This window comes from Nostoc sp., from assembly GCF_036917655.1.
Taxonomy (GTDB): Bacteria; Cyanobacteriota; Cyanobacteriia; order Cyanobacteriales; family Nostocaceae; genus Nostoc.
Genome location: NZ_JBALCY010000067.1, coordinates 1 through 23717, shown reverse-complemented (window position 1 = coordinate 23717; position 23717 = coordinate 1). Strand labels below are relative to the sequence as shown.

The 23717-nt window shown below is 41.0% G+C and carries 17 protein-coding genes; 10 read left to right on the top strand and 7 right to left on the bottom strand.

The window, feature by feature from the left end:
* Positions 1–103: 103 nt before the first annotated feature.
* The 8 genes from V7K30_RS23680 (at position 104) to V7K30_RS23645 (ending at position 13186) form a co-directional block, all read left to right on the top strand.
* Positions 104–550, top strand: coding sequence for a DUF3110 domain-containing protein (locus V7K30_RS23680; RefSeq protein ID WP_335003454.1), 447 nt, complete (start codon positions 104–106; stop codon positions 548–550).
* Between the two features lie 74 nt (positions 551–624).
* Positions 625–1551, top strand: coding sequence for an N-acetylmuramic acid 6-phosphate etherase (murQ, locus tag V7K30_RS23675; RefSeq protein ID WP_335003452.1), 927 nt, complete (start codon positions 625–627; stop codon positions 1549–1551).
* Between the two features lie 532 nt (positions 1552–2083).
* Positions 2084–3283 (top strand): response regulator, encoded by a 1200-nt coding sequence (locus tag V7K30_RS23670; RefSeq protein WP_335003450.1) that lies wholly within the window; start codon positions 2084–2086, stop codon positions 3281–3283.
* A 624-nt stretch (positions 3284–3907) separates the two neighbouring features.
* Positions 3908–4273, top strand: coding sequence for a response regulator transcription factor (locus tag V7K30_RS23665; protein ID WP_335003449.1), 366 nt, complete (start codon positions 3908–3910; stop codon positions 4271–4273).
* A 104-nt stretch (positions 4274–4377) separates the two neighbouring features.
* Positions 4378–4851, top strand: coding sequence for a chemotaxis protein CheW (locus V7K30_RS23660; RefSeq protein WP_335003447.1), 474 nt, complete (start codon positions 4378–4380; stop codon positions 4849–4851).
* 127 nt (positions 4852–4978) lie between these two features.
* A complete protein-coding gene (locus V7K30_RS23655) occupies positions 4979–8842 on the top strand; it encodes a GAF domain-containing protein (RefSeq protein ID WP_335003445.1) in 3864 nt (1287 codons plus the stop codon).
* A 40-nt stretch (positions 8843–8882) separates the two neighbouring features.
* Complete coding sequence (locus V7K30_RS23650) at positions 8883–9272, top strand: four helix bundle protein (RefSeq protein WP_335003443.1); 390 nt, start codon at positions 8883–8885, stop codon at positions 9270–9272.
* Positions 9273–9490: 218 nt separating this feature from the next.
* Entirely contained in the window at positions 9491–13186 is a 3696-nt protein-coding gene (locus tag V7K30_RS23645; protein WP_335003439.1) for a hybrid sensor histidine kinase/response regulator, read from the top strand.
* Positions 13187–13287: 101 nt separating this feature from the next.
* Here the strand turns inward: V7K30_RS23645 and V7K30_RS23640 are convergent, their stop codons facing one another.
* The 3 genes from V7K30_RS23640 to V7K30_RS23630 are packed head-to-tail and all read right to left on the bottom strand — an operon-like array spanning position 13288 to position 16082.
* Entirely contained in the window at positions 13288–14013 is a 726-nt protein-coding gene (locus V7K30_RS23640) for a Uma2 family endonuclease (RefSeq protein ID WP_335003437.1), read from the bottom strand.
* A 54-nt stretch (positions 14014–14067) separates the two neighbouring features.
* Positions 14068–14961 carry an ABC transporter permease gene (locus tag V7K30_RS23635; protein WP_335003435.1) on the bottom strand — a complete coding sequence of 298 codons (894 nt, stop codon included), beginning with the start codon at positions 14959–14961 and terminating at the stop codon, positions 14068–14070.
* A 35-nt stretch (positions 14962–14996) separates the two neighbouring features.
* On the bottom strand, positions 14997–16082 hold the full coding sequence (locus V7K30_RS23630; RefSeq protein WP_335003433.1) for an ABC transporter substrate-binding protein: 1086 nt from the start codon (positions 16080–16082) through the stop codon (positions 14997–14999).
* A gap of 402 nt (positions 16083–16484) precedes the next feature.
* On the opposite strand from V7K30_RS23630, the gene cruF reads away from it, so the two are divergent.
* Together cruF and cruG are read left to right on the top strand one after the other, a co-directional pair.
* Positions 16485–17393 carry a gamma-carotene 1'-hydroxylase CruF gene (gene cruF, locus V7K30_RS23625; protein ID WP_335003432.1) on the top strand — a complete coding sequence of 303 codons (909 nt, stop codon included), beginning with the start codon at positions 16485–16487 and terminating at the stop codon, positions 17391–17393.
* 163 nt (positions 17394–17556) lie between these two features.
* Positions 17557–18762: a 2'-O-glycosyltransferase CruG gene (gene cruG / locus V7K30_RS23620; RefSeq protein WP_335003430.1), complete on the top strand. Its 1206-nt coding sequence runs from the start codon at positions 17557–17559 to the stop codon at positions 18760–18762.
* A gap of 68 nt (positions 18763–18830) precedes the next feature.
* On the opposite strand, the gene rnhA is transcribed toward cruG, so the two are convergent.
* From rnhA to V7K30_RS23600, 4 genes are all read right to left on the bottom strand, one after another.
* A complete protein-coding gene (rnhA, locus tag V7K30_RS23615) occupies positions 18831–19739 on the bottom strand; it encodes a ribonuclease HI (protein ID WP_335003428.1) in 909 nt (302 codons plus the stop codon).
* A gap of 42 nt (positions 19740–19781) precedes the next feature.
* Positions 19782–21152, bottom strand: coding sequence for a hypothetical protein (locus V7K30_RS23610; protein WP_335003425.1), 1371 nt, complete (start codon positions 21150–21152; stop codon positions 19782–19784).
* Positions 21149–21568: a hypothetical protein gene (locus tag V7K30_RS23605; protein WP_335003423.1), complete on the bottom strand. Its 420-nt coding sequence runs from the start codon at positions 21566–21568 to the stop codon at positions 21149–21151. The genes V7K30_RS23610 and V7K30_RS23605 overlap by 4 nt, the downstream gene beginning before the upstream one ends.
* A 2-nt stretch (positions 21569–21570) precedes the next feature.
* Positions 21571–23717, bottom strand: a 2147-nt coding sequence (locus tag V7K30_RS23600) for a CHAT domain-containing protein (protein WP_335003421.1), incomplete at its 5' end; no start/stop codon positions are given.

Below are 23717 nucleotides of genomic sequence, written 5' to 3'. Positions count from 1 at the left end.
CGTTTTCAGGAAAATCTGATCTAAATAGAGTGACAATTGTTCCTGTGACTTTCCTTGAGGCACAACGTAGAACTTTAATATGAATAGACCTTAAAAAAGACAGATGATTACACCAATGCGTGTTTTTGTGTTAATTTTTAATGCTCGAACGGAAAATGAGGGGATTCACACGATTCGGGAGGGCGATGCCGAAGGCGGCAAGCTACGCAATAAAATTCTGATGTTCGAGTCAGAAGACGACGCGACGCGCTTTGCCCTGATGTTGGAAGCTCAGGATTTCCCCTCACCTACACCAGAGCCGATGGATGCTGAGGAAATTAAGGAATTTTGCGAAAGTGCTGGATATGAATGGGAAATCATCCCAGAAAACAGCAATTTAGTTGTCACTCCCCCAGAACTGAACGTAGAACAAACTGACTGGCAAGTAGATGCCCAGAAGGAGGATACTGTTGAAGACACCTTCCCTCTCAATCAACAGCCACTAGAAGAACCAGAATTGTCTGATTCTGAACTAGAGAAGATGCGTCGCAAATTGGAAGGATTGTTGTAATTAGTCATTAGTCATTAGTCAGTTGCTAATGACTAATGACTGACTAAGGATAAAGGACAAATGACAGAGGATAAATGACAAATTTGCAGGAACGCGGACATCTTTTAACCGAGATGGTAAATCCTAACAGTCTGAACTTAGACCAGCTTAGTTCTCTGGAATTGGTGGAGCTGTTTAATAGCGAAGACCAAAAAGCAGTAGAGGCGGTTGTAGCAGCGAAAATTCAGTTGGCACAAGCAATTGATAGCACCGCAGAACGTTTGCGCCACGGCGGACGCTTATTTTATATCGGTGCGGGTACAAGTGGTCGGTTAGGAGTGTTAGATGCTGCTGAGTGTCCACCTACTTTTTGTACACCCCCAGAGTTGGTACAGGGGATTATTGCTGGTGGTGCGGGGGCGCTGGTACGCAGTTCCGAAGATTTAGAAGATAGTATCGAAGATGGCGAGGCTGCGATCGCAGTGCGACACATTACCCAGCTAGATGTCGTAGTTGGTATTACCGCTGGTGGGACAACGCCCTTTGTCCACGGTGCGCTTCATGCTGCTCGTCAGCGGGGAGCCACTACTATTTTTATCGCTTGTGTTCCAGCTGAACAAGTTAGCTTTGATGCCGATATTGACATTCGCCTATTGACAGGCCCAGAAATAATCGCCGGCTCAACTCGCCTGAAAGCTGGTACAGCCACGAAGTTAGCTTTAAATATCCTTTCCACTGGGGTAATGGTCAAGCTGGGCAAAGTTTACGGCAATCGGATGGTAGATGTGGCGGTAACAAATCAAAAGTTACGCGATCGCGCTTTGCGAATTTTGCAAGACCTCACAGGTTTAAGTCGGGAAACTGCTGGTTTTTTACTAGAACGCAGTGGTAAATGGGTTAAGCTAGCGCTATTGATGCACTGGACTGGTTTGGAAAAAGACGAGGGCGATCGGCTTCTTTCAGAACACCAAAGTAATCTCAGAGCAGCTGTTGTGAGCTATCAAAACCACAAGCAACCTTGAAAAAGTTTTCCTCAATAAATACTCTATAATATGGCTGCTGCTTGTCTTAGTAGCACGCCTTTTTTTAAGAATAATATTCCTTAGAAAAGCTGACTTAGCTGGGATGATTAAGAATAGTAAACTTAAATAAATATTTTTTAACATTTGTTGTCAATCTCAATAACTAAAGCAAAGATATCTAGAGACTGCTAATCTTTTTCAAACAAAAATTCAGAACTTATACGGATAGAATTCTCTATAAAAATTCTTAAAATAATATATCAATACTGAATTCATCATGATGTGGACTATAGCAACCTACTGGAGTGATGAAATATTAGCAAAAAAGTAAAGTTTGCCAATAATAAACTCTGTGTTAGATGACTTATTTACTAGCAATAATTTTGCTATCTTCCCATCTTCCTTGCTTTTAATAATCTTGATTTAGATTGCTATATACCAAATGTATTTGCCCTCATTGACATATCTACTGAACACTATATAGCCAGTATAGGTTTTTCAAGGGTTGGCTTTTTAACAAAAGGAACACACTATGTCCGACCGGGAAGTTATTTCAAATAATCTAGTAAATGAATTTCAAACTTGTACTCAGCTGCAATATAATGGCAAATTAAATATTAAGAGTTCAAAGGGCAGCCAATGGAGTTTTTACTATCGGCTGGGACGCATAGTTTGGGCAACGGGGGGAACTCATCCCTTCCGGCGCTGGCGTAGACATGTAGCTCAAAATTGTCCCCAGATTGATGTTGATAAGTTGCACGTGCGTTTGCAAGACCTATCAATCGATTACTGGGATTATCACCTTTTAGAAATCTTGTACAAAAGGCAGAAAATCCAGAGGGAACAGATTAACTCTATTGTCGATAATACGATAACAGAACTATTATTTGACGTAGCTATGCAAGGAAATTTTGCTTCTATAAGTTGCAATCGTAGCCAAGAAGTTATCTTAGAAGCACCAATGAGCTTCACAAGTACAGAAATGTCTGTAAAGCACATGCAAGACTCGTGGAAAATTTGGTCAGAAGCTGGTTTAGCAAATTTTTCTCCAGACTTGGCACCATTTCTGCGGCGACCAGAAATACTCCAGCAAATGGTAAGTCCATCTGTCTACAAAAACTTTGTCAATTTAATCAACGGCAAATTTACTCTGCGAGATTTAGCCGTGAAAATGAAGCAGGGTGTAATGCCACTCACCCGTTCGTTGCTTCCCTATATCCTTAAAGGAATTATTGAATTGATGGAAGTACCTGACTTGCCCTTAGCAGTTACTGAAGTCAACAATAACTTGACCACCACACAACTAAAAAAGCGGACTGCTCCACTAGTGGCTTGCGTCGATGATAGCCCTCAGGTATGTAAAATGCTAGAGGATATTATCACTTCCAATGGATTGAGGTTTGTCAAGATTCAAGATGCTGTACAAGCTCTACCAACCCTCATTCAGGAGAAACCAGACCTGATTTTCTTGGATTTGATTATGCCAGTTGCTAGTGGTTATGAAATTTGCACTCAGTTGCGACGAATATCTACCTTTGCCAACATACCCATAATTATATTAACTGGCAATGATGGCTTTTTAGATAGAGTTCGTGCCAAGGTAGTCGGTTCTACAGATTTTCTCACTAAACCCGTAGTCACTGATAAGGTGATGGCTATAATACGTAAATATTTACCTGCACCTAGTGTATCCATCGACAAGAATAAATCTAATTTAGAGGTTTATAATTAGGCGGAATTAGAGGCTAAGTAAGTAGGCAATCATCACTATTACTGTATTTTTTTATACAAAAAGATAAATTAAAGGCTTATCGTAAGGGCTAAAGTTCTTACTATAAGCCTTTAATTATTCACGCCCACTTACTTATTTATAAACAAAATATTAAGTGTAAAGTGTGTTAAACGAGAGGACGGCACTAAAATCCTGGAATGGTGCTGTACTCTCGTCTAACACACGCTACAAGACTACTTAGATTTTTTCAAAAACAATTTACCATGCTGAGTGCTGAATGCTGAGTAAGAAGAGTACTCAGTACTTTTGCACTATGGTAAAAGCCCCGCCCCTTGTGGGCGGTCTTTTAACTCAGCACTGGGAACTCGGAACTCGGAACTCAGCACTCTTCATGATTCCTATATTAAGTTATATTTAGTACGTATTTTTGCTGAGGTTGATAGGTAAAGATTGAATCAAAATTAGACAAATACAAATTTTTGTATTTATACCAGTCCTATTTGAGTTGTGAAATAGTGGTTAGGGCAAAGGGGTTAGTGCCTTCCATGTCTTTGTTGAGGAATCATTTAAGATTTGCATATCTAATTTCTTTACATTCTGAGAAAGGTTTAACGAGTAATTGCCATGAATACTGTTTTAGTTGTTGAAGATGGCTTAACCGATATGGAAATAATCAGCCGTTACTTACAACAGGCAGGTTATTCTGTGATTAGCGCCACAAGCAGTGAAGAGGCTCAAGACAAAATAGATAAAAATAAGCCAGACCTAATATTACTCGACGTAATTTTACCGGGGAAAAGTGGCTTTGAAATTTGCCGAGAACTGAAAAGCAATCCCAACACTAGCAAAATACCTGTGGTTTTTTGCTCTACCAAAAATACTGATGTAGATAAAATTTGGGGTAATATGTTGGGCGCTGATGGTTATCTATCAAAACCGATTGAACGAGAGGAATTATTGGTAATTTTGAACCAATTGATTAATAAGTAAGAATGTAATAAAGAAACAGTCAAGAAAAGTCACTATTTCTCAATTAAATAATAACTACAAATAGTGGCTAAAGATAAATTATCAAGAAGAAAGGGTCAATAACTTTGGAAACCAAGGAAAAGTTTTTAAGTTTTAATTTGGGATTAATGGATACAGCCGTAATTTCGTTACAACACATCACAGAAGTTTTGCAAGTATCATTACCAGAAATATGTGGCGTTCCTGAGATGCCCAGTAGCGTTTTGGGTATTTATAACTGGCGAGGTGAGATGCTTTGGTTAGTAGATTTAGAGGCAATGTTAGGTTATCCTCCAATTTCGCAAGGAGCAAATTTACTTTCAATAATGATGGGGATTGTTCTGGAAAATAAGGGTAAGTATTTGGGGCTATTGGTGCGACAGCTTATCGATATTGAATGGCTGGATACTAAACAAATGAAACCCGCAACGACTGAATTATTTTATCCTAAAAGCTCACCTTTCTTACAGGGATACTTTATTAATGATTCGGAGGAGATGATTTTTAATTTGGATGCTATAACGATTATCGAAGCTCCCATGTGGGGGATTCATAATTGAGCATTTACTAATGGGTGATTAGGCATAGTATTTTGACAATGACTAATCCTTAATAACCAAATATCCAGATCATTCTTACCTGCCGAATATCAAAATATTACCAATCACAAGTGTTGAGGTTAATTAAATGACATTTTTGTATAAAAGTAGCCAAGAAAATGAGAATATAATCTCGGAAACAGAAAATATTAATGGTGATCCAGATATAGCGAATATTGCCAGTCATGAAATATCTTTATTAAATGCGATCGCCGAGGAATTTAAAAGTTGGCGGCGACAGTTGCAAGACATCACAACTTATATGCGCCAAGCGCCAGACCTTGATACACTACTCAAAATCACTGTAGCGCAAATTAGAGACAAGATTGGCTGCGATCGCGCCTTAATTTATCGGTTTACTTCCCTAGAATCAGGTAATGTTTTAGCAGAATCCCGAACACTAGGTTGGACACCGACTTTAGGCGAAAATATTCCCGCAATTCTTTTTGGTTTATATAGCAATAAAGACTATGTAGAACCTGTAGTTATTAACGATATCAATCAGATTCAAGTTACTCCTTATCAAAAGCAGCTGCTAGATAAATTTCAAATTAAAGCTAGTTTGAGTTTACCGATTGTAGTGGGAGGTAAAGTATGGGGATTACTGGCAGTAAATAATTGCCAATCAACGCGGCACTGGCAAGAGGTAGAAATTAGTCTACTATCTCAAATCACAACAGAACTGGTCTACAGATTGCAGAGCTTTGAATTTCACAAAGAACTACAAAATCAAGCACAGGCAAAGAAATCAGTAGCGAAAGTCATCGATAAAATTCTCCACACATCAGTCTCAAATGTAGATAAGATTTTCCAAACAACCACTCAAGAAGTACGTCAATTACTAAAATGCGATCGCGTAGCTGTTTATCGCTTCAAACCTGACTGGAGTGGCGAGTTTATCGCGGAGACAGTGGGTAATAATTGGAAAAAAATGGTCGGACCTGATTTTAACATGGTCTGGGAAGATACTTACTTACAAGACACTCAAGGAGGACGTTATGGCAAGGGTGAAACCTATGTAGTCAACGACATTTATCAAATGGGTCATGTTCAATGTCACATTGATATTTTAGAGCAGTTTGAAATGAAGGCTTACATCATTGCGCCAATATTCAGTGGAGAGAAATTATGGGGCTTGCTGGGAGCTTATCAAAATTCTGGGCCGCGTGATTGGCAATCTTGGGAAGAAAGCTTTTTAACTCAGATTGGCTTGCAATTTGGTGTGGCCATATCACAAAGAGAATATGTCGAGGAAGTGCAGAAGAAATCCGATCAACTAGCTCAGATACTTGAGCAAGAGAAAGCTTTAACCAAGATAGTCGATCGCATCCGACAAAGCTTAGATGTAGATAATGTCTTCAAAATAACCACTCAAGAAGTACGGCAATTACTAAAATGCGATCGCGTTGTAGTTTTTCGCTTCAATCCCGACTGGAGTGGTGAATTTGTCGCTGAGTCAGTGGTTAGTAATTCGATCAAACTGGTAGGACCTGATATTAAAACTGTCTGGGCAGATACCTACATCCAAGAAAATAAAGGGGGTCGATATGTCCAAGGTGAAAGCTTTATCGCTAATGACATCCATGAAGTAGGTCATTCTCCCTGCCATGTTAACATGTTAGAGCAATTGGAAATTAGAGCTTATGTGATTGTACCTGTATTTGCTGGGGGAAAATTGTGGGGATTATTAGCAATTTATCAAAACTTTGTATCTCGTGATTGGCAACCTTGGGAAGTCAGCTTTTTGATTCAAATTGGCTCTCAATTTGGTGTAGCTGTATCACAGGCAGAATATCTTGAACAAGTGCGAGTTAGATCTGCACAACTAGCTCAGGTAGCGGAACAAGAGAAAGCTTTCACTAAGATAGTCAACCGCATCCGCCAATCTGTAGATGTAGATAGTGTCTTCAAAACAACCACTCATGAAGTGCGTCAATCACTAAAATGCGATCGCGTCGCCGTCTATCGTTTTAACCCCGACTGGGGTGGCGAATTTGTGTCTGAGTCTGTGGGTAATGCTTGGACAAAACTGGTAGGCCCTGATCTTAGAACCTTTTTAGATGATACCTACTTGCAAGAAACTCAGGGAGGTAGGTATGTCAAAGGTGAAAACTTTATCGTTCATGACATCTATAAAGCAGGGCTTGCTCCCTGCCACATTGAGATTTTAGAGCAGTTTGAAGCCAAAGCTTACATAATTGTTCCTATATTCTTCGGGGAGAAATTGTGGGGCTTGCTGGCAGCGTATCAAAATTCCAGCACCCGTGAATGGCAAAGCTGGGAACTTAACTTTTTGGTTCAGACTAGCTTGCAATTTAGCCTAGCTAAATCACAGATAGACTATTTGGAATTAGTTGGGGTAAAATCTGAGAGACTAGCTCAGTTAGCGGAACAAGAGAAAGCTGTTACAAAGATCAGCAACCGCATCCGGCAATCTTTAGATGTAGAAGATATTTTCAAGATAACCACTCAAGAAGTGCGACAATTATTGCGATGCGATCGCGTCTCCGTCTATCGCTTCAATCCTGACTGGAGTGGCGAATTTGTGTCTGAGTCAGTAGGTCATGGTTGGGTAAAACTGGTAGGCCCCGATGTCAAAACTGTGTGGGAAGATACCCACTTACAAGAAACTCAGGGAGGCCGATATACCCAAGGTGAAAACTTTGTTGTAAAAGATATCTATAAGATGGGTCATTTACCCTGCCATATTGAGATATTAGAACAGTTTGAAGTCAAAGCTTATGTAGTTGTTCCTATATTTGCTGGGGAACAATTGTGGGGTTTGCTGGCAGCTTATCAAAATTCGGGAACTCGTGATTGGGACGAATCCCAAGTCAGTTTGTTAGCACGCATTGGCAGTCAATTAGGACTGACATTACAACAGACTGAATATTTGCAACAAGTACAAGCGCAGTCAGCAAAATTAGCAAAAGCAGCAGCACGGGAAAAGGCAGCCAAGGAATTACTACAACAACGGTCTATTCAACTCCTAATAGCCCTTAGACCCGCTCTCACCGGCGACTTAACAGTACGCGCACCGATTACAGAAGACGAGCTAGGCACGATCGCTGATGCTTATAATAGTACTCTGCAAGCACTGCGACAAATCGTTATTCAGGTACAGGGGGCTGCTCAACAAGTTGCCCAAACTTCTAGCAATAGCGACGCTTCACTAGCGGGATTGACCAATCTGGCGCAACAACAGTCTGAGGAAATTACCGCAGCTTTAGGCGAAATTCAACATATGGTGGACTCTACTCAAGCTGTGGTGGCGAATGCTGAGTTAGTGCAACTAGCAGTAAAACAAGCCAATCAAACTGTAGAGTCTGGCGATACTGCGATGAACCTGACTGTCAAAGCCATCCAAGGAATTCGTGAAACCGTTGCTCAAACCAGCAAAAAGATTAAACGCCTCAGTGAATCTTCGCAAAAAATCTCGAAAGTGGTGAATTTGATTGGTAATTTTGCCACACAGACAAACGTATTGGCTCTGAATGCAGCCATTGAAGCCACCCGTGCCGGTGAATATGGCAAAGGCTTTGCAGTTGTAGCCGATGAAGTCCGTTCTTTATCTCGCCAGTCAGCAGCAGCCAGCATCGAAATAGAAAAATTAGTCCAAGAGATTCAAGCAGAAACCGGGGAAGTTGCAGTAGCGATGGAAACTGGTATTCAACAGGTGGTAGAAGGCACAAATCTTGTCAATGACACTCGCCAAAACTTAAATGCAATCGTTTCTGCAACTGCCGAAATTAGTCAGCTAATCGAGCGAATTACCGCAGCGACTCAAAAACAAATGGCGCAATCTGTAACAGTAACTAAATCAATGCAAGATGTCGCAGGAATTGCTAATAAAACTTTTGCTGAATCTCAAGAAATTGCTACTGTGTTCCAAGATTTATCAGGAATGGCAAAAGACTTATTAACAACTGTTGGTAAGTTTAAAGTCAACTGAATTAAGTAGGGAGTGGGGAGTGGGGAGTGGGGAGTGGGAAATGACAGGTTCTAAAATTTGCTCTTATCAAGATTTAAAAGTTTGGCAAGAAGGCATGAATTTAGCTGAAGCTTGCTATCAGGTAACGATTGCATTCCCGAAATACGAACTTTACGGAATGACTTCACAGATTCGTCGCTCTGCTGCATCAGTTCCAGCAAATATAGCTGAGGACTATGGACGAGAGTATCGCCCGGAATACATAAAATTTCTCCGAATAGCCCAAGGCTCTCTCAAAGAGCTAGAAACTCACTTGTTACTATCAGCTAGAGCCAAAGTTGGACTTATAGATACTCAACTAGTCACTCCAGTTTTGAGGCAATGTGAATCTGTAGGAAGACTACTCCGTGCTTTGATTCGTTCTTTAGATAATAAGGGGAGTAGGGAGTAGGGAGTGGGGAGTAGGGAGTAGGTTTTTCAGATTAGACCGATTTTTGGGGTTTTAGAACCAAAATGATTGTCTGAAACTTTAAAATTAGCTTCAATAATTGGGAATGTTCTCAATTATTTCTCCCAAACCTAAATACCTACCCTTAAAAGCCACTCCCCATTCCCCATTCCCCACTCCCCACTCCCCACTCCCCACTCCCCACTCCCCACTCCCCACTTATGATCACAGATAAAGAAATTCGCGAACAAGGATACATCTACTTTCTGGCTGAAGCCCCGGAATTAGTCCAAATTATTGAACAAGAACTATTTAGCTTATCGGAAGGTTATAGCATTGCCAAAGTTCACAATTTAATGCGGGCTACTCATACACTTAAAGGTGGAGCCGCTAATGTTGGGCTAGAATTAATTAAGATGATAGCCCATTTTTTAGAAGATGTATTTAAGGCTTTATATAATCCAAAAGTGGTAATTGATGGCGAATTACAAACACTTTTGTTACAGGGTTATGACTGTCTGAGCATAGCATTAAATACCGAGCTAATAGGCAGCACTGTTAATGATGAAGAACTGATGCATCGAGCAACTTCAGTGTTTGCACAGTTGCAAGAAAAACTGGGTGATGCCTTTGGTGCTGAGTCTCATATTCCCACTTCTGAAGAATTGGGATTTGATATTGTGCAGTCGGTTTTTGAAGTGGGAGTAGAACAACGTCTAAATAGTATTGCTGACGCTGTTAAAAATCCACCAAATAGTGACGAATTTATCGAGTTTTTACAATCTCAAGCTGAAGTATTTTTCGGCTTGGCAGAATCTCTAAATTTACCTGGATTGGGAGAAATTGCCCAAACAATTCTGTCAGCGCTGCAAGCAAATCCTACCAAGGTGCAGCAAATTGCAGAAATTGCTCTTGCAGATTTGCAACAAGCACAAAAATTAGTATTAGAAGGCGATCGCACATCTGGTGGAAAAACTTCTCCAGGTTTGCGAAAACTCACAGCAGTGACAAATAATGAGTCATCTGGAGAATTGCAAAATAATTCATCTCCTGGCGCATTTATCATTAATGAAGAACAATTTTACCAGTTTATCACTACATCTGATAACAATAAAAACCAACCTGTCAACCCAACAACTGCCAAGTTTTATTTAAAAGTAATTCGCTACATTTTTGGCTGGTTTAATCACCAGATGGAAATACCAGAGCCAGAACTCAGTTTGACTTTACTGGTTCCCACATTAGAAAGAATAAGTCTACTTAATTATATTGAAACCTGGCTGAAAAAGTTTATTGATTTTGTCCAAGATGAAGGAGATAGTCAAAGTCTTTGTATTTATCGACGTGGAATCATCTTAATTATCTTATTTGCAGTTGCAAAATTTCAATATTCTATTAACCCATCTGACAGCTACGTCTTAGTAATTAAAATATTACAAAAGCAAATTTATACATTAGCACAAGAATATAAAAATTATCCTCCTGTTACTGGCAAAGAGAAAAATTGGTTTGATAGTCCCAAATTACAAACACTATTAGTTTTTAAAGAAATATCTAAATCTGTATCTCCTCAAGTAACTGATAACTTACTAGAAGCAATATGGGGAGAAGAAGCTAGCGAAAATCTTCCTGCTGAAGTGGTGACGAGCCAGATTGATGATTCTTCAGAAAAACCTGATTTATTAACTGTCAGTGAGCCGGTAGTTTCTGAAACAGCTATTGAAGTCATGCCTGATTTAGCTACACAAATCAATAAAGAAATAGAAGATAAATCACCGTATGTTCAAACTAAAAGTTTGCGCCAACCTTCATTTATTCGAGTAGATACAGAGAGACTGCAACACCTCAATTATCTAGCAGGAGAATTGCTGATTTACCAAAAACGGCGGAGTTTGCAAGATGAACAAGTTAAAGAAATAATTGAGCAATTAAAACAGCAACTCACTAGACACCAAACAACTTTAAATGAATTACGTGATTTACCATTACAAATACAAAATATTACCTCACAACAAACGCAAGATTTTGCAGTGAATTTTGACTCTTTAGAGATGGATGTATATACAGAATTCCATATGACATTGCATGAAGCAATAGAAGAGATACTGCAACTCCAAGAAACCACAGAATCTCTTGACTTGCTCGTGACGCAAGCAGCTCAAATTAGTGACAAACAAGAGAATTTAACTCTTAATATTATAGATAGCTTAGTAGAAGCACGAATGTCGCCTTTGGGCAATATCCTGAATCGCTTCCCCCATATGGTAAATAAGTTGGGGAATGTTTATGCCAAACTTGTAGAATTGAAACTTACTGGGACTGCGGTGCTAGTGGATAAAGCGATCGCAGAAAAGCTCTACGATCCCTTATTACACTTAGTGCGTAATGCTTTTGACCACGGGATTGAAACTCCGCAAGTTCGCCGAGAGCTTGGTAAACTAGAACAAGGTTTAATCGAAATCTGCGCCTATCATCAGGGTAGCCAAACTGTTATCGAAGTTCGGGATGATGGTCAGGGATTGAATTTAGACAGAATTCGCAGAAAAGCTGCTGAATTTCATCCCATACAAACTGGAGAAAAAACTAGAAGCTCTGCTTCTAATCTGGCTGATTCTGAACTTTTAGATTTGATATTTTCGCCGGGATTTTCTACTGCTAATCAAGTGAGCGAAATTTCTGGGCGCGGTATGGGTTTAGATATTGTGCGGACTCAGATGCACGCACTCAATGGCTCAATTTCAGTTGAATCCTTCCCCAACCAAGGAACAATCTTCATACTCAAAATACCTTTTTCTATGACTACTGAAAAATTAATGCTAGTTCAAGCCAAAGGTGTTGTTTATGGTCTTATTTTGGACAGTATTGAAAAAATATTGATTCCCTCTGAACAACAGATTAAAGAAATTGAAGGTAAAAAAGTCTTGCATTGGAACACTGACAATGATGAGACTATGGTCAGCATTCGCCAACTTTCAAAATTGATTGATTATAATGGTTCATTCATTAATAGTCCTACTTCATACAACACATCAAATACTCACGATCCAAGTATAGCGAAAAATCCGGTGCTTTTTCTACGACGAAATCAGGCAATATTTGCTTTAGAAGTTGACCAAATAATTGGTGAACAAGAACTAGTAATTAGACCTTTAGGAAATGCGATCGCACCGCCAAAATATATTTATGGTTGTAGTAGTTTAGCCAATGGTAATCTCATCTTAGTGATTGATGCTTTATTGTTGATAAAGTCTAGCGAGATCCAACAAACAACATTTGATATCATGGCGCTACCAATAGCTTCTTCGTCAACTAAAAAAGCCTTGCCGATATCAGGACATACTTTTTCATCTACACCATTACTTACTGCATCGACTTCCACAACAACTATAGAAACCCAACCCAGTTATTCTCAAGAACCAGATAATAAATCACCAAAAACTGCATCGGCTTCCACAACAACTATAGAAACCCAACCCATTTATTCTCAAAAGCCAGAGAATAAATCATCAAAAGTTGTTTTAGTAGTAGATGACGCAATTAGTCTGCGCCAAACTCTCTCTCTGACTCTGCAAAAAGCTGGTTATCAAGTAATACAAGCTCAAAATGGTATAGAAGCTCTAGAAAAGTTGCAGTTACATCCTGAAATTAAAGTTGTCATCTCTGATTTAGAGATGCCACGAATGAATGGTTTTGAGTTGTTGAGCAATTTCCGTCAATACCCCAATTTAGCAAAAATACCTGTAGTGATTCTCACTTCTCGCAGTGCTGAAAAACACCGCCAGCTTGCCCAAGAATTGGGTGCAAAGGCTTACTTGACCAAGCCTTATTTAGAGCATGAGTTTATTTCTACAATTCAGGGTTTAATGAACAGTAATACAGATGATTTAAACCATTTACTCATGGTGACAAATCATTAACAATTCGTAATTCGTAATTACTAATGACGCTCTCTACAAGACGCGCAAGCTTTATTACAAGTTAGTAATTATTTGTTGAAAATTTTGGAAATGCGATCGCCTTAATTACCAGGTAGATTATTTGGATCTACACCTAGAGAACGTAAATACTGCGCTAATTGTTCAGCCCTTTGCCGTTCTTGTTCTGCCCTTTGTCGTTCTTGTTGTGCCTGTTCTCCATCTGTCAAATAGCGGTTTCCTTGCTGATCATACCAACATAAAAACTCCTGTTGTATCCCAGCAATTACAGCTTGGTGTCGCCCAATTCCTAACCCTACCTCTGGCATAAAATAGGGTTCACCAATTTGTAGTTGGTAGTTTCCATCTATCAACTTATACACTTCAAAGGGTTGATGTTGGTCGCGTCGCCAAAACTCAGGGTTATAAATTACGTAGTACAATACACCGAGTTTTCTGTATATATCTAGCTTCTCGTCGTATTCACCTCCTGGGGTGTGGGATACCATTTCTAATGTGAATATTGGAACTATCCAATTTTCTTCCCAAACCGCGTAACTTTTGCGTGATTTGCCACCCTTTTTGCGTTCCACTCCCACACTTAAAAAAGCATCTGGCACTACAGGTACTCTAGGATTTACTCCTGTGGTGTGATATACTCCCATATCTACTCCGAAGTACCAATCCATGCGATTTGCCCAAATGGAGTTGAGTAGGAAGAGTAAAATATTGGGCAAAAAGTTTTGATCTTCGTTATCCACTGGTGTATCGTCCGAACAGGGAAGTTCATCAGTAGTTGGTAACGCATTTTTGAGATCAGGTGAGAGCATAACCGTTGTCTCGCTGGCGTTTGATGCCCTTATTATAAGTGAGTGACGGAAAGTTTAGCGTTTAGGTGCAGGTTCACCAAATTTAATCAAAAGCGCGATCGCAATACTAACAAGCAAAATTAACGTCATACTCAAAGCCGAACCAAATCCCCAATTTTGCGTTGCTCCCAGAAACTGGTTATAAATTAACCGCGCCGCCGTCATACTAGAAGCACCACCAAGTAATTCTGGATCGACAAAATCCCCCAAGCCTGTGATGAATACAAGCATAGAAGCAGCCGCAATTCCAGGCAAAATTTGCGGTACGGTTACTTGCGAAAAAGTTTCCACCGGATTTGCACCTAAATCAGCCGCTGCTTCTAGCAACCGCTTGTCTAGCTTTTCGAGAGAAGCATATAAAATCAAAACCATATAGGGTAACAAGCTGTAACTCATGCCAATAAATACAGCTTGACTTTGGTTAAGTAATTCCAAAGTAGGCAAGCCTAAATTGCTGAGTAAACTGTTCAATAAACCAGTAGGACGAAGAATTGTAATCCAAGCATAGGAGCGAAGTAACGAGGAAGTCCACAAAGGTAATATAAAACCTAATAGCAGCAAATTCCGCCAACGCTGCGGCGCTATCTGAGCAATCCAATAGGCGACGGGAAAGCCCAAAATTAAACAAATTATTGTAGTGCCAAACGCAAAAAATAGCGATCGCCCAATTACTTGTAGGTAAAGGGGGTCAAATATTCTAATGTAGTTTTTGAATCCGTTGGGATTGACCAAATCTCCCGGACGGATGTCTGCAACCAAACTTAACTCGAAAATTATCAAACTTGGCAGCACCAACAAAAGTAATAACCAAATCCCAGATGGTGCAAGTAATATCAAAGGTTGCAGCCAATTTCCTCGCAAACGATGCAATTCTTCTATTTGGGAAATCTCATTTTTTTCCAAATTCATCACTTATAACTCTTAATTCCTAACTCCTAACTATTTTAGCTGCTAGTTAATTGAGTCCAATAGCGATCGTAAACCTCTTCAAATTCTCCTACCGGAGTAACACGTTCACAATTTGCTAAAAGCGACTCTGAGGGAAATAAATTAGCATTGTTTTGGATTGTTTTTGGCAATTGCTCAAATCCAGCCTTATTAGGCGTAGAAATACTCAGGCGTTGACTGATTTGGGCTGCTAATTCTGGTTGCAGAATCATGTTAATCCAAGCATAGGCTCCAGCTAAATTGGGGGCTGCTTTAGGAATTACAATAGTGTCTGTCCATAATGAAGAACCGCTGCGAGGAATCACATATTTTAGTTTAGGGTTTTCTTGAGAGATTTTAACTGCATCTGCTGAATAACACATTGCTAATAGTAAATCTCCTGCCAGAATTTGATTTTGCCAAGCGTCGGTGTCGAAACGGGCGATCGCAGGTTTTAGCACCTTCAACTTTTCATAAGCTTGTTTGATTTCTTGTTCATTTTTGGAGTTGTAAGAATAACCTAGCATCCGTAACGTCGCACCCATCACTTCTCGAACATCATTGAGCAAGGTCATCTGCTGATTAAGTTGCTCTTGGTTTTGCCAAAGATAATCCCAGTCTTGTGGTGCATCTTTGATTTTTTCGGAATTGTAAATGAAACCTGTTGTCCCCCAGTTAAAAGGGATACTATATCGGTTATTGAGGTCATAACTAGGATTCTGAAACCGGGGGAATAAATTCTCTAAACCGATTAAGCGATCGTGATTTATTTCTATTAACAAACCTTTGTTTACCATCTTCTGCACCATGTAATCAGATGGGTAGATGATGCTGTAAGTGCCACCGCCTCCAGCTTGCAACTTAGCCAGCATGACATCATTGGAATCATAGACATCCGCTAGCACTTTCATGCCAGTTTGCGTGCTAAAGGTTTTTAGTAATTGGTTGTCAGTATATTGCGTCCAGGTAAAGATATAAAGTTGGTCACGTTGACCATTCGTATTAGAATTAGCACGGACTTCAGCCAGCCTCCAGCCACAACCAGCTAAAGATAAGCTAGAAAGTGCTGCTACCCCTTTTAAAAATTGGCGTCTGTTAGTCATTAAGTTAGAAGTTATTCATCGACAACTTCTAGATTACGGTATACCTCGTAGCCCCTGGCGGAATTTTTCGGGATAAATGTGTCATTCTTCACACTTACGATGCTTTTCCTCCCTCAAGGAGATCCCTGCATGGAAGGAGTTTTTCATCATATGGGTATCAGTGGGACAATAAACCAGAATTTTTTGCAGATGAAATTATGTAGATTTTGACTATATAGCTTAGACTAGTAAATCTATCATCATATTTCTTATAGCTTCAATCAATAGGCTGTTATGCTCTTCCCAAGAAAGCTAAACAAGTTTGTAGAGAATTGCGGCACAAAGTAGTTAAATATGTTGTTAAACATTTGTAAACTGTTAGCAGCCGAGTAGCCGCGTGTCACATCTTGTTAAGGAATTATCATGAGACAACTTGTTATCGCTGAACGCGTATGCCTCATTGGTCATATCGTGTCAAAAGCCTTTGGACTGGTAGGGATGCTACTGGTCGTACCTAATGCCGAAATAATTTTCAACTTATCGCAGGTTGGAGAAACTGCCGTACAGTTAAGTATGGCAGGTGGCGGTGTAGTTGATATCATCTTAGGGACAATAGCTGTCTCTATTTATGCCTACCGGACGTTGGGATTAGGAACTTGGCTAGCATTTATGCTGCCGGCTATGTTTATCTCTTTGGGAAGCGAACTACTGGGAACCAGCACAGGTTTTCCATTTGGTGATTATAGCTACTTGAGTGGCTTGGGTTATAAGATTGCAGGGCTAGTTCCTTTCACAATTCCTTTATCTTGGTTCTATGTTGGGCTGTCGTCTTATTTAATTGCGAGAACTGGTTTGAAAGTGGCTCAAAAACCCAGTTGGGGACGCCATATTGCTGCTATAGCCGTTGGTGCTTTACTCTTCACTTGCTGGGATTTTGCCCTTGAGCCAGCTATGAGTCAATCTTCTCTGCCCTTTTGGTATTGGGAACAACCAGGAGCTTTCTTTGGGACACCTTACCAAAACTATGCAGGTTGGTTTGGCACTAGCGCCCTGTTTATGAGTGTGGCAGGATTATTGTGGAGAAATACCTCGATTAAATTAGAGCGATCGCAACTCAATCTACCCTTAGTCGTTTATTTAACTAACTTTGCCTTCGCCGCCGGACTAAGCTTGGCCGCTGGGTTCTCCATCCCTGTGTTGCTCGGCTTATCGCTAGGTGTGACTCCCGCCGTGGCGCTGTGGTCAAGAAGTTCAACCACACCCACTCAAGTTACTGTTGAACCAGCAAGCAAGGAAGTCTCGGTGGCAAAGGTTGAAGTTGCCTTGAAATAAGTTTAGAAATTGGGGAGTGGGGAGTGGGGGAGCAAGAATTTTAGATTTTAGATTTTAGATTTTAGATTGAAATTTAATCCAAAATTTAAAATCCAAAATCCAAAATTGAATTGCCCTGTTTGGCCCATGCCCTGTTTGACCCATGACCTATGCCTAATGACTAATGACTAATGACAACGCTTTAATAATTGAAAGCGCCATCTCCCTTTTATTGCTACTTATCCAAGTACCAGCAACGGCGATTCTGTTTTCGCGCCTGCTAAAGGGGCCAAGACGCCTTCCCCCAATAGAACCGCAACAACCGACGCCGGAGCTTTTGGGTAGGGTTAGTGTCGTCGTTCCCACATTGAACGAGGCGCTTCGCATTGGCCCTCTGTTAGCTGGTTTAAGTCAGCAAAGCTACGAAGTTCGGGAAATTATTGTTGTAGACAGCAAGTCTGGTGATGGCACCCCCGACTTGGTAAAAGCGACACAGCAGAAAGATCCACGTTTTCGCCTGATGACAGATGACCCCTTACCCTCTGGTTGGGTGGGGCGTCCTTGGGCGTTGCATAACGGTTTTCTATATAGCTCAGAGGCTAGTCAGTGGTTTCTGGGGCTGGATGCTGATATCCAACCGCATCCTGGTTTAGTTGCTGGTTTGGTGAAGACGGCCGAAGCACAAGGCTATGATCTGGTTTCCCTTTCACCCCAGTTCATCCTCAAATATCCAGGAGAGTGCTGGCTACAACCGGCTTTGTTGATGACTCTGCTTTACCGATTTGACCCCACTGGGATCAATACAGAGCAGCCAGAACGGGTGATGGCAAATGGGCAGTGTTTTTTGTGTCGTCGCTCCGTTTTAGCTGCTGTGGGTGGCTATAGCAGTGCGAGTGGTTCTTTTTGTGATGATGTCACGTTAGCACGAAATATTGCTGCTCAAGGGTATAAGGTGGGCTTTTTAGATGGCGCAAAGGTGCTGAAGGTACGGATGTATGAAGGGGCGATGGAGACGTGGAAGGAATGGGGGCGGAGTCTCGACCTCAAAGATGCAACTTCTCGTTCGCAGTTGTGGGGAGATTTATGGCTACTCACATCTGTTCAGGGTCTACCTCTTTTAATTGTCCTGACTTTTTTGTTGATTTCTCCCCCACTCCCCCATTCCCCCACTCCCCCACTTCTTCTGCTGGGACTGAATTTATTTCTCCTGGTAATTCGCTTTGCTATGCTCATAGCGATCGCACCTTCCTACGATCGCAAAAGTGCAAAAGGCGGCTGGTTGTTTTGGCTTTCGCCTTTGGCTGATCCCCTAGCTGTGCTGCGAATCTTCTTATCTGCATTCCGTACCCCGCGCGAGTGGCGGGGACGCAAATATAGTGGTCAGTTATGAGTTATGAGTTATGAATTATGAGTTATGAATTATGAATTTTCAACTCCTCACTCCTAACTCTCAACTCCCTATTCCTCTTCACCTCCTATTTGATCCCCCCGTTCCAATTCCCAAAGAATTTGATTTCCTTCACGGCGTACCCGTGACACTATCCAGTTTCGCCAGCGCCATTCATCTCCCCGACTGGTGACAGCACTGGCGTGGACATCCATCAAGTCTGCTAACTCAGAACTGGTGATTAAGTAGCCTTTTTCAGAAATTTCGTCAGCGATACGCAGAGTTTCGACCAAGCTGCGGAGTTGCGAAACCCTCATTTCTGAGGGTTTTTCATCGGTTGCAGCCGCAGCTAGCCCAGTTGATGGTTCCATAACAGTTATTTCTCGTGCAGAAGTACTGACTTGTTGGGTATTTTGGTTAATTATTCGAGAGCTTTTTTCATAATCAGCTACTTTTGCTACATTTATTTCGCTGGAATCAGCTAAATAGTTGTAAAAATCTGTGGGAGATAATTGTTGTAGCGAAGGGATTTTGCCAGTGGCATAGGTGCGAGCGATCGCATCACAACGTTCGTTACCTATGTTACCAGAATGTCCCCTGACGTGTTGCCATTTTACCTGTTGGGTATTAAGTTCATCGAGAGTTTCCAAAAGGTCTTGGTTTTGGACGGGTTTACCATCTGACTTTTTCCAGCCTTTCTTTTTCCAGCCTTTCACCCACTTGGTAACGCAGTTAATCAGGTATTCGCTATCGGTATGAAGGGTGATGGGTTGGGCTTGTTGAGATGTTTGCAAGAATTGTAGGGCGGCGATTGCAGCTTGCATTTCCATTTTATTATTAGTGGTATGAGCAGATGCATCGCCCATTTCGTGGATTGAGCCATCGCTGAAGTAGACGACAACACCCCAACCGCCAGGGCCAGGGTTCCCGGTGCAAGCGCCATCGGTGTATATGCTTTGGATTGTGGGTTGGGTGGACATGGTTAGGGTATTGAACCGCAAAGGACGCAAAGGCAAGAGTGATTAGCGGCGAATTTTTTTAAAGAATATCCAGGCTATTATACTGGTTAGGACTCCAGCAACAACGCTCCACAAAAAGGCTGTTGTGAGGAAAAATGGTGTTTTGCTATTAGGTGGGTATTGAGCAACTAACACTGAAGATGCGATTTGGCTGGTTGCTAATCCGATACCTGCGCTACCGATGAAGTTTTCTAGGTTGCGATCGCTTTTTGCTTGGTAGATGTCAATAGTACCTTGAATTGTACTGATTAAATTTTGTAGCAGAGTCAAGCCTGGGCTGAGGTTGATGTAATCTGTTTCTATTTGCAGCAGATATTTATCAGCACTAAATTCGCCAAATTGCTGCATAGATTGTAGTTGGCTGTTGCTATTTTCTCGTGAAATCTTCTCTAGCCGCTTTTTGTAATTATTCAGATTAACTTTGATTGTGCGTCCTTGGTCATCTAGGTAGCTTAAATTAATCGCGTATTCCGATAAGATTGTTAGCGTATCAGTTAGGGTTTTTTGTAATTCCTCAAGATTGAGTCTACCATTGTTTAGTTGTTGTCCTAAATCTCTGATTTTTTTGACAGTCTCTTGCACTTCATTAAAATCTTTCTTGATTCGGCTTTTCAATTTGCGGCTTTGGTGATAAGCCCAAAGGATTTTATGGCGATAGCAAAACAGACGGATTAAATCAAAATATATATTAGCGATAATTTCTGTAATATTTTTGAGAGATTGCTGTGGCGGAAACAAACATATTAATATATGCAAGCTATCTTTAAAGTTCTGTTCATTTGCCCAATCACTGGGCTGTTCCCAGACTTCAAATGCAGATGCACCTAAAAAACTGCTCTGGCTTTGCAAAGCTATTTTACCCTGATTGGGATTTATTTGTGTGTAGCATTGTTCAGCGATCGCTCTAATTTCTTCCGGGTTATAAATTTTTTCCAACTGTCCCCAAACAAACCAAGTTTGACCAATTTTCCCTTTTTGATGATTGATACGAGATTCTATGTTTTGTTTAATATCCTGAAAACGGCTGACAGGTTTTTCGAGATGATCAGTAACACCGCCATCTACTTGCAGGGTATAGGTATCACCTAGTTGCAATGCGTAATAATAACCTGCTAAATCTGGCTGAAAATTTTCCGGTTTTTCGGGTACGAATAATTCGACGTAATCTGCTTCGGTTTTTTCTAACGTAGCGAGTTGTTTCAGCAAATCATCATCTTTAACTTTCTCGTAATCTTCATTTAAATCTGGTTTAATTTTACGCCAAAAATAATGACGATTTTGGTTAACTTGCTCGTCTGTTTGTCCTAAACCTTGTTGCAGATCATAGACAAATAAATCAATAGTTGGATAGATGAGATTATACTGTTGATTCATAGCATAGGCTTTTGTAGAGAGAGAATAATTTTTGCCCACGTGTCTTTAGCGACAGTTACAGAATCAGAAGCATTGAGAATGGGTTGAGCAATTTCAGTTAAATTTTGATCATCTAGTTCATCAATGGCAACAAGAATATTGTTAATTTCTGTATTTTGCTGTTCGGCAGCCTGATTAATTTTAGCGGGTAAAGGCCCTTTACTGCGGATTTCAGCTTCCTGTTTTAAATTTTGGCGAGCAGTTTGATAATGTGGAACTAACGGTGGATAATTGCGTGCGATCGCATCCAGTTTACCAATGTCATCGGGAATATTTACTTGATTAACCTCTGTCTGCACATCCTCTGGTAATGGTGCATCAAGGTAAGACAATGCAAAGACAAAAGCTTTGAGATTATAGGCTTCTAAAGGTTGCATGATCAAAAAACTCCAATAATTGTAAAAGCTGCCCAGTGGTAATGATGACTATAGGGTTGATCAGTTGTTTGTCTGATCTTAATATCATCTAACTGATCTTGTAAAAAAGGCCGAATGATCCCTTCATCTTGGGGTAATCTAGCAATTTTCGCTGCATACCATTCTGCAAGTTGTGCATTTGTGACATTTCGCAGCCATTGGGTAGCTTCAGCTAAAGCCACTGCTTCTGATTGTCCTTGTTGCAGCAATTGGTAAAACTGAATCATTATCAAAGCGCTAGCGGCTGATTCTACAGTCCATAGGGTACTGACAACATGAGCCACACCGCAACCCATAAAGCCACTGACAAGCCCCACATATTCTGTAGTGATAGTGTGATTACCTGTAATCGCAGTTTCGCAAGCTGCTAGAGTGACGAGTTGGTAGCTTTGCAAATTCAGATTGCGGATATCCGCGAGAGTTAGTTTATCTTCACCCGCTAACGCCAAGTGAGATAATGCAGGATTTTGGAAATTATATTCGCCATGCCCTGTAAAGTGCAAAATACTGTAGTCTTGGGGCAAAGCGTTGATTATTGCTGCTTTTGTCGCTTTCTCAGAACGCTTGCGGGTGTGCTTGGGGAACATCTGGCTGATGGCTTCTGATTCAATTTGGGCAAACTCCAGACGGGGATAACCTTTGCTGTTGGGATGTTCGATGCTGAGTAAATTGTGCTGCTCATCGCCTCTGTTATCAAGGTGAGTTTGGGGAATCAATCCTATTTTGGCGCTGGGTAGATAGGTGATGGTGAATTCAGGTGGAAATAGTGCATGGAGAGGGAAGCGGTGCAAATCGCGGTGAGGAATGAGGATTAGCTGAGTAATTTCTGGTATTTCTGAAACAACAGCGTTGATATCAAGGATATTACTCAAGTTGCGAAGCATTTCCGGCAAATTGTCGCGCCAAGTTCTTGCTTGTTCACCTAGTTTATCTTTGCCTTTGCGAAAATTTGTGTATTGTTGATTCCAGTTTTTCACCCAGCTTTCAAAATCACGTAAGCGGAGATCCCCCCCAGTCCCGCTTAAAAAGGGGGGAGTTGGAGGAGCATTTTCATTCTGGCTGGAAAAGGAGGGAGTAGAGAGGATGACGGGTGATGGTGCGTTGTGTTTCAGGATGAAAGTGTGTAGGGCGTAAGGGCTGAGATGCCAATAAACAACAGCAGTTGAGGGATTCAGCAGTTGTTGCATTTCTGAATAACTGGGAGAGGAAATTTCATCACTCCATTCATCCAAAAGCCAACGCAAGCAGGTATTTTTGCTCTGTTCTGCTAATTCAACAGCTTGTATTAGTTTTTCAGACTGCACAGCTAAATCAACAGTTAATTGTTGAAGCCAGGCAAATTTCAGAGCTAGTTGTTTTTTACTTTTATCAGAGCGATTTGATTCATTTAATAAGCGCCGCAATAAATCAGTACCTTGTCGCTGGAGTTCTGCTGCTTCGGCTGTTTCCTTCAAATCTAACTGAACGCGAATTAAATCTCGCAGAATCTCTAGATGTAACTCAGGAAAATCTGTTGCTGTAAGAGTTTGCAGTGCCTTTTCGTAGCTGGTAATAGCTTTGTCCCAAAAATAGCGGGCGTTAGAATTTCCTCGCCCTTGGAAGTAATGAGCATTACCTATTGTTTGATGTAATTTTCCCCAACCTTCTTGGTGCGTGTCTTGGGGGCAATGCTTTAACCCTTCCTTGTAGCTTGCCAATTCCCCTTCATAGCCACGCTGATTCAGTTGCGGATTTTGTTTAGCAATGGAACTAGAGAAAGCCAATAACTGATTACAACTAACTGAATTCCCTGCCGTCAAACCCCGGTTGAGCCAGGCTAAGTGGAAGTCAGGTTGGAATTTGAGGGCATTGTCGTAAGAAGCGATCGCTTCTTCCAATTGTCCTAAATTTCTCAGCGCTATACCCCGATTAGTCCAAGCTCCGTGAAAGTCAGGTTTAATTTTGAGGGCACTGTCAAAAGATGTGATTGCTTCTTCCGATTGCCCTAAATCACACAGTGCATTACCTCGGTTGAACCAAGCTCCGTGAAAGTCAGGTTTAATTTTGAGGGCACTGTCAAAAGATGTGATTGCTTCTTCCGATTGCCCTAAATCACACAGTGCATTACCTC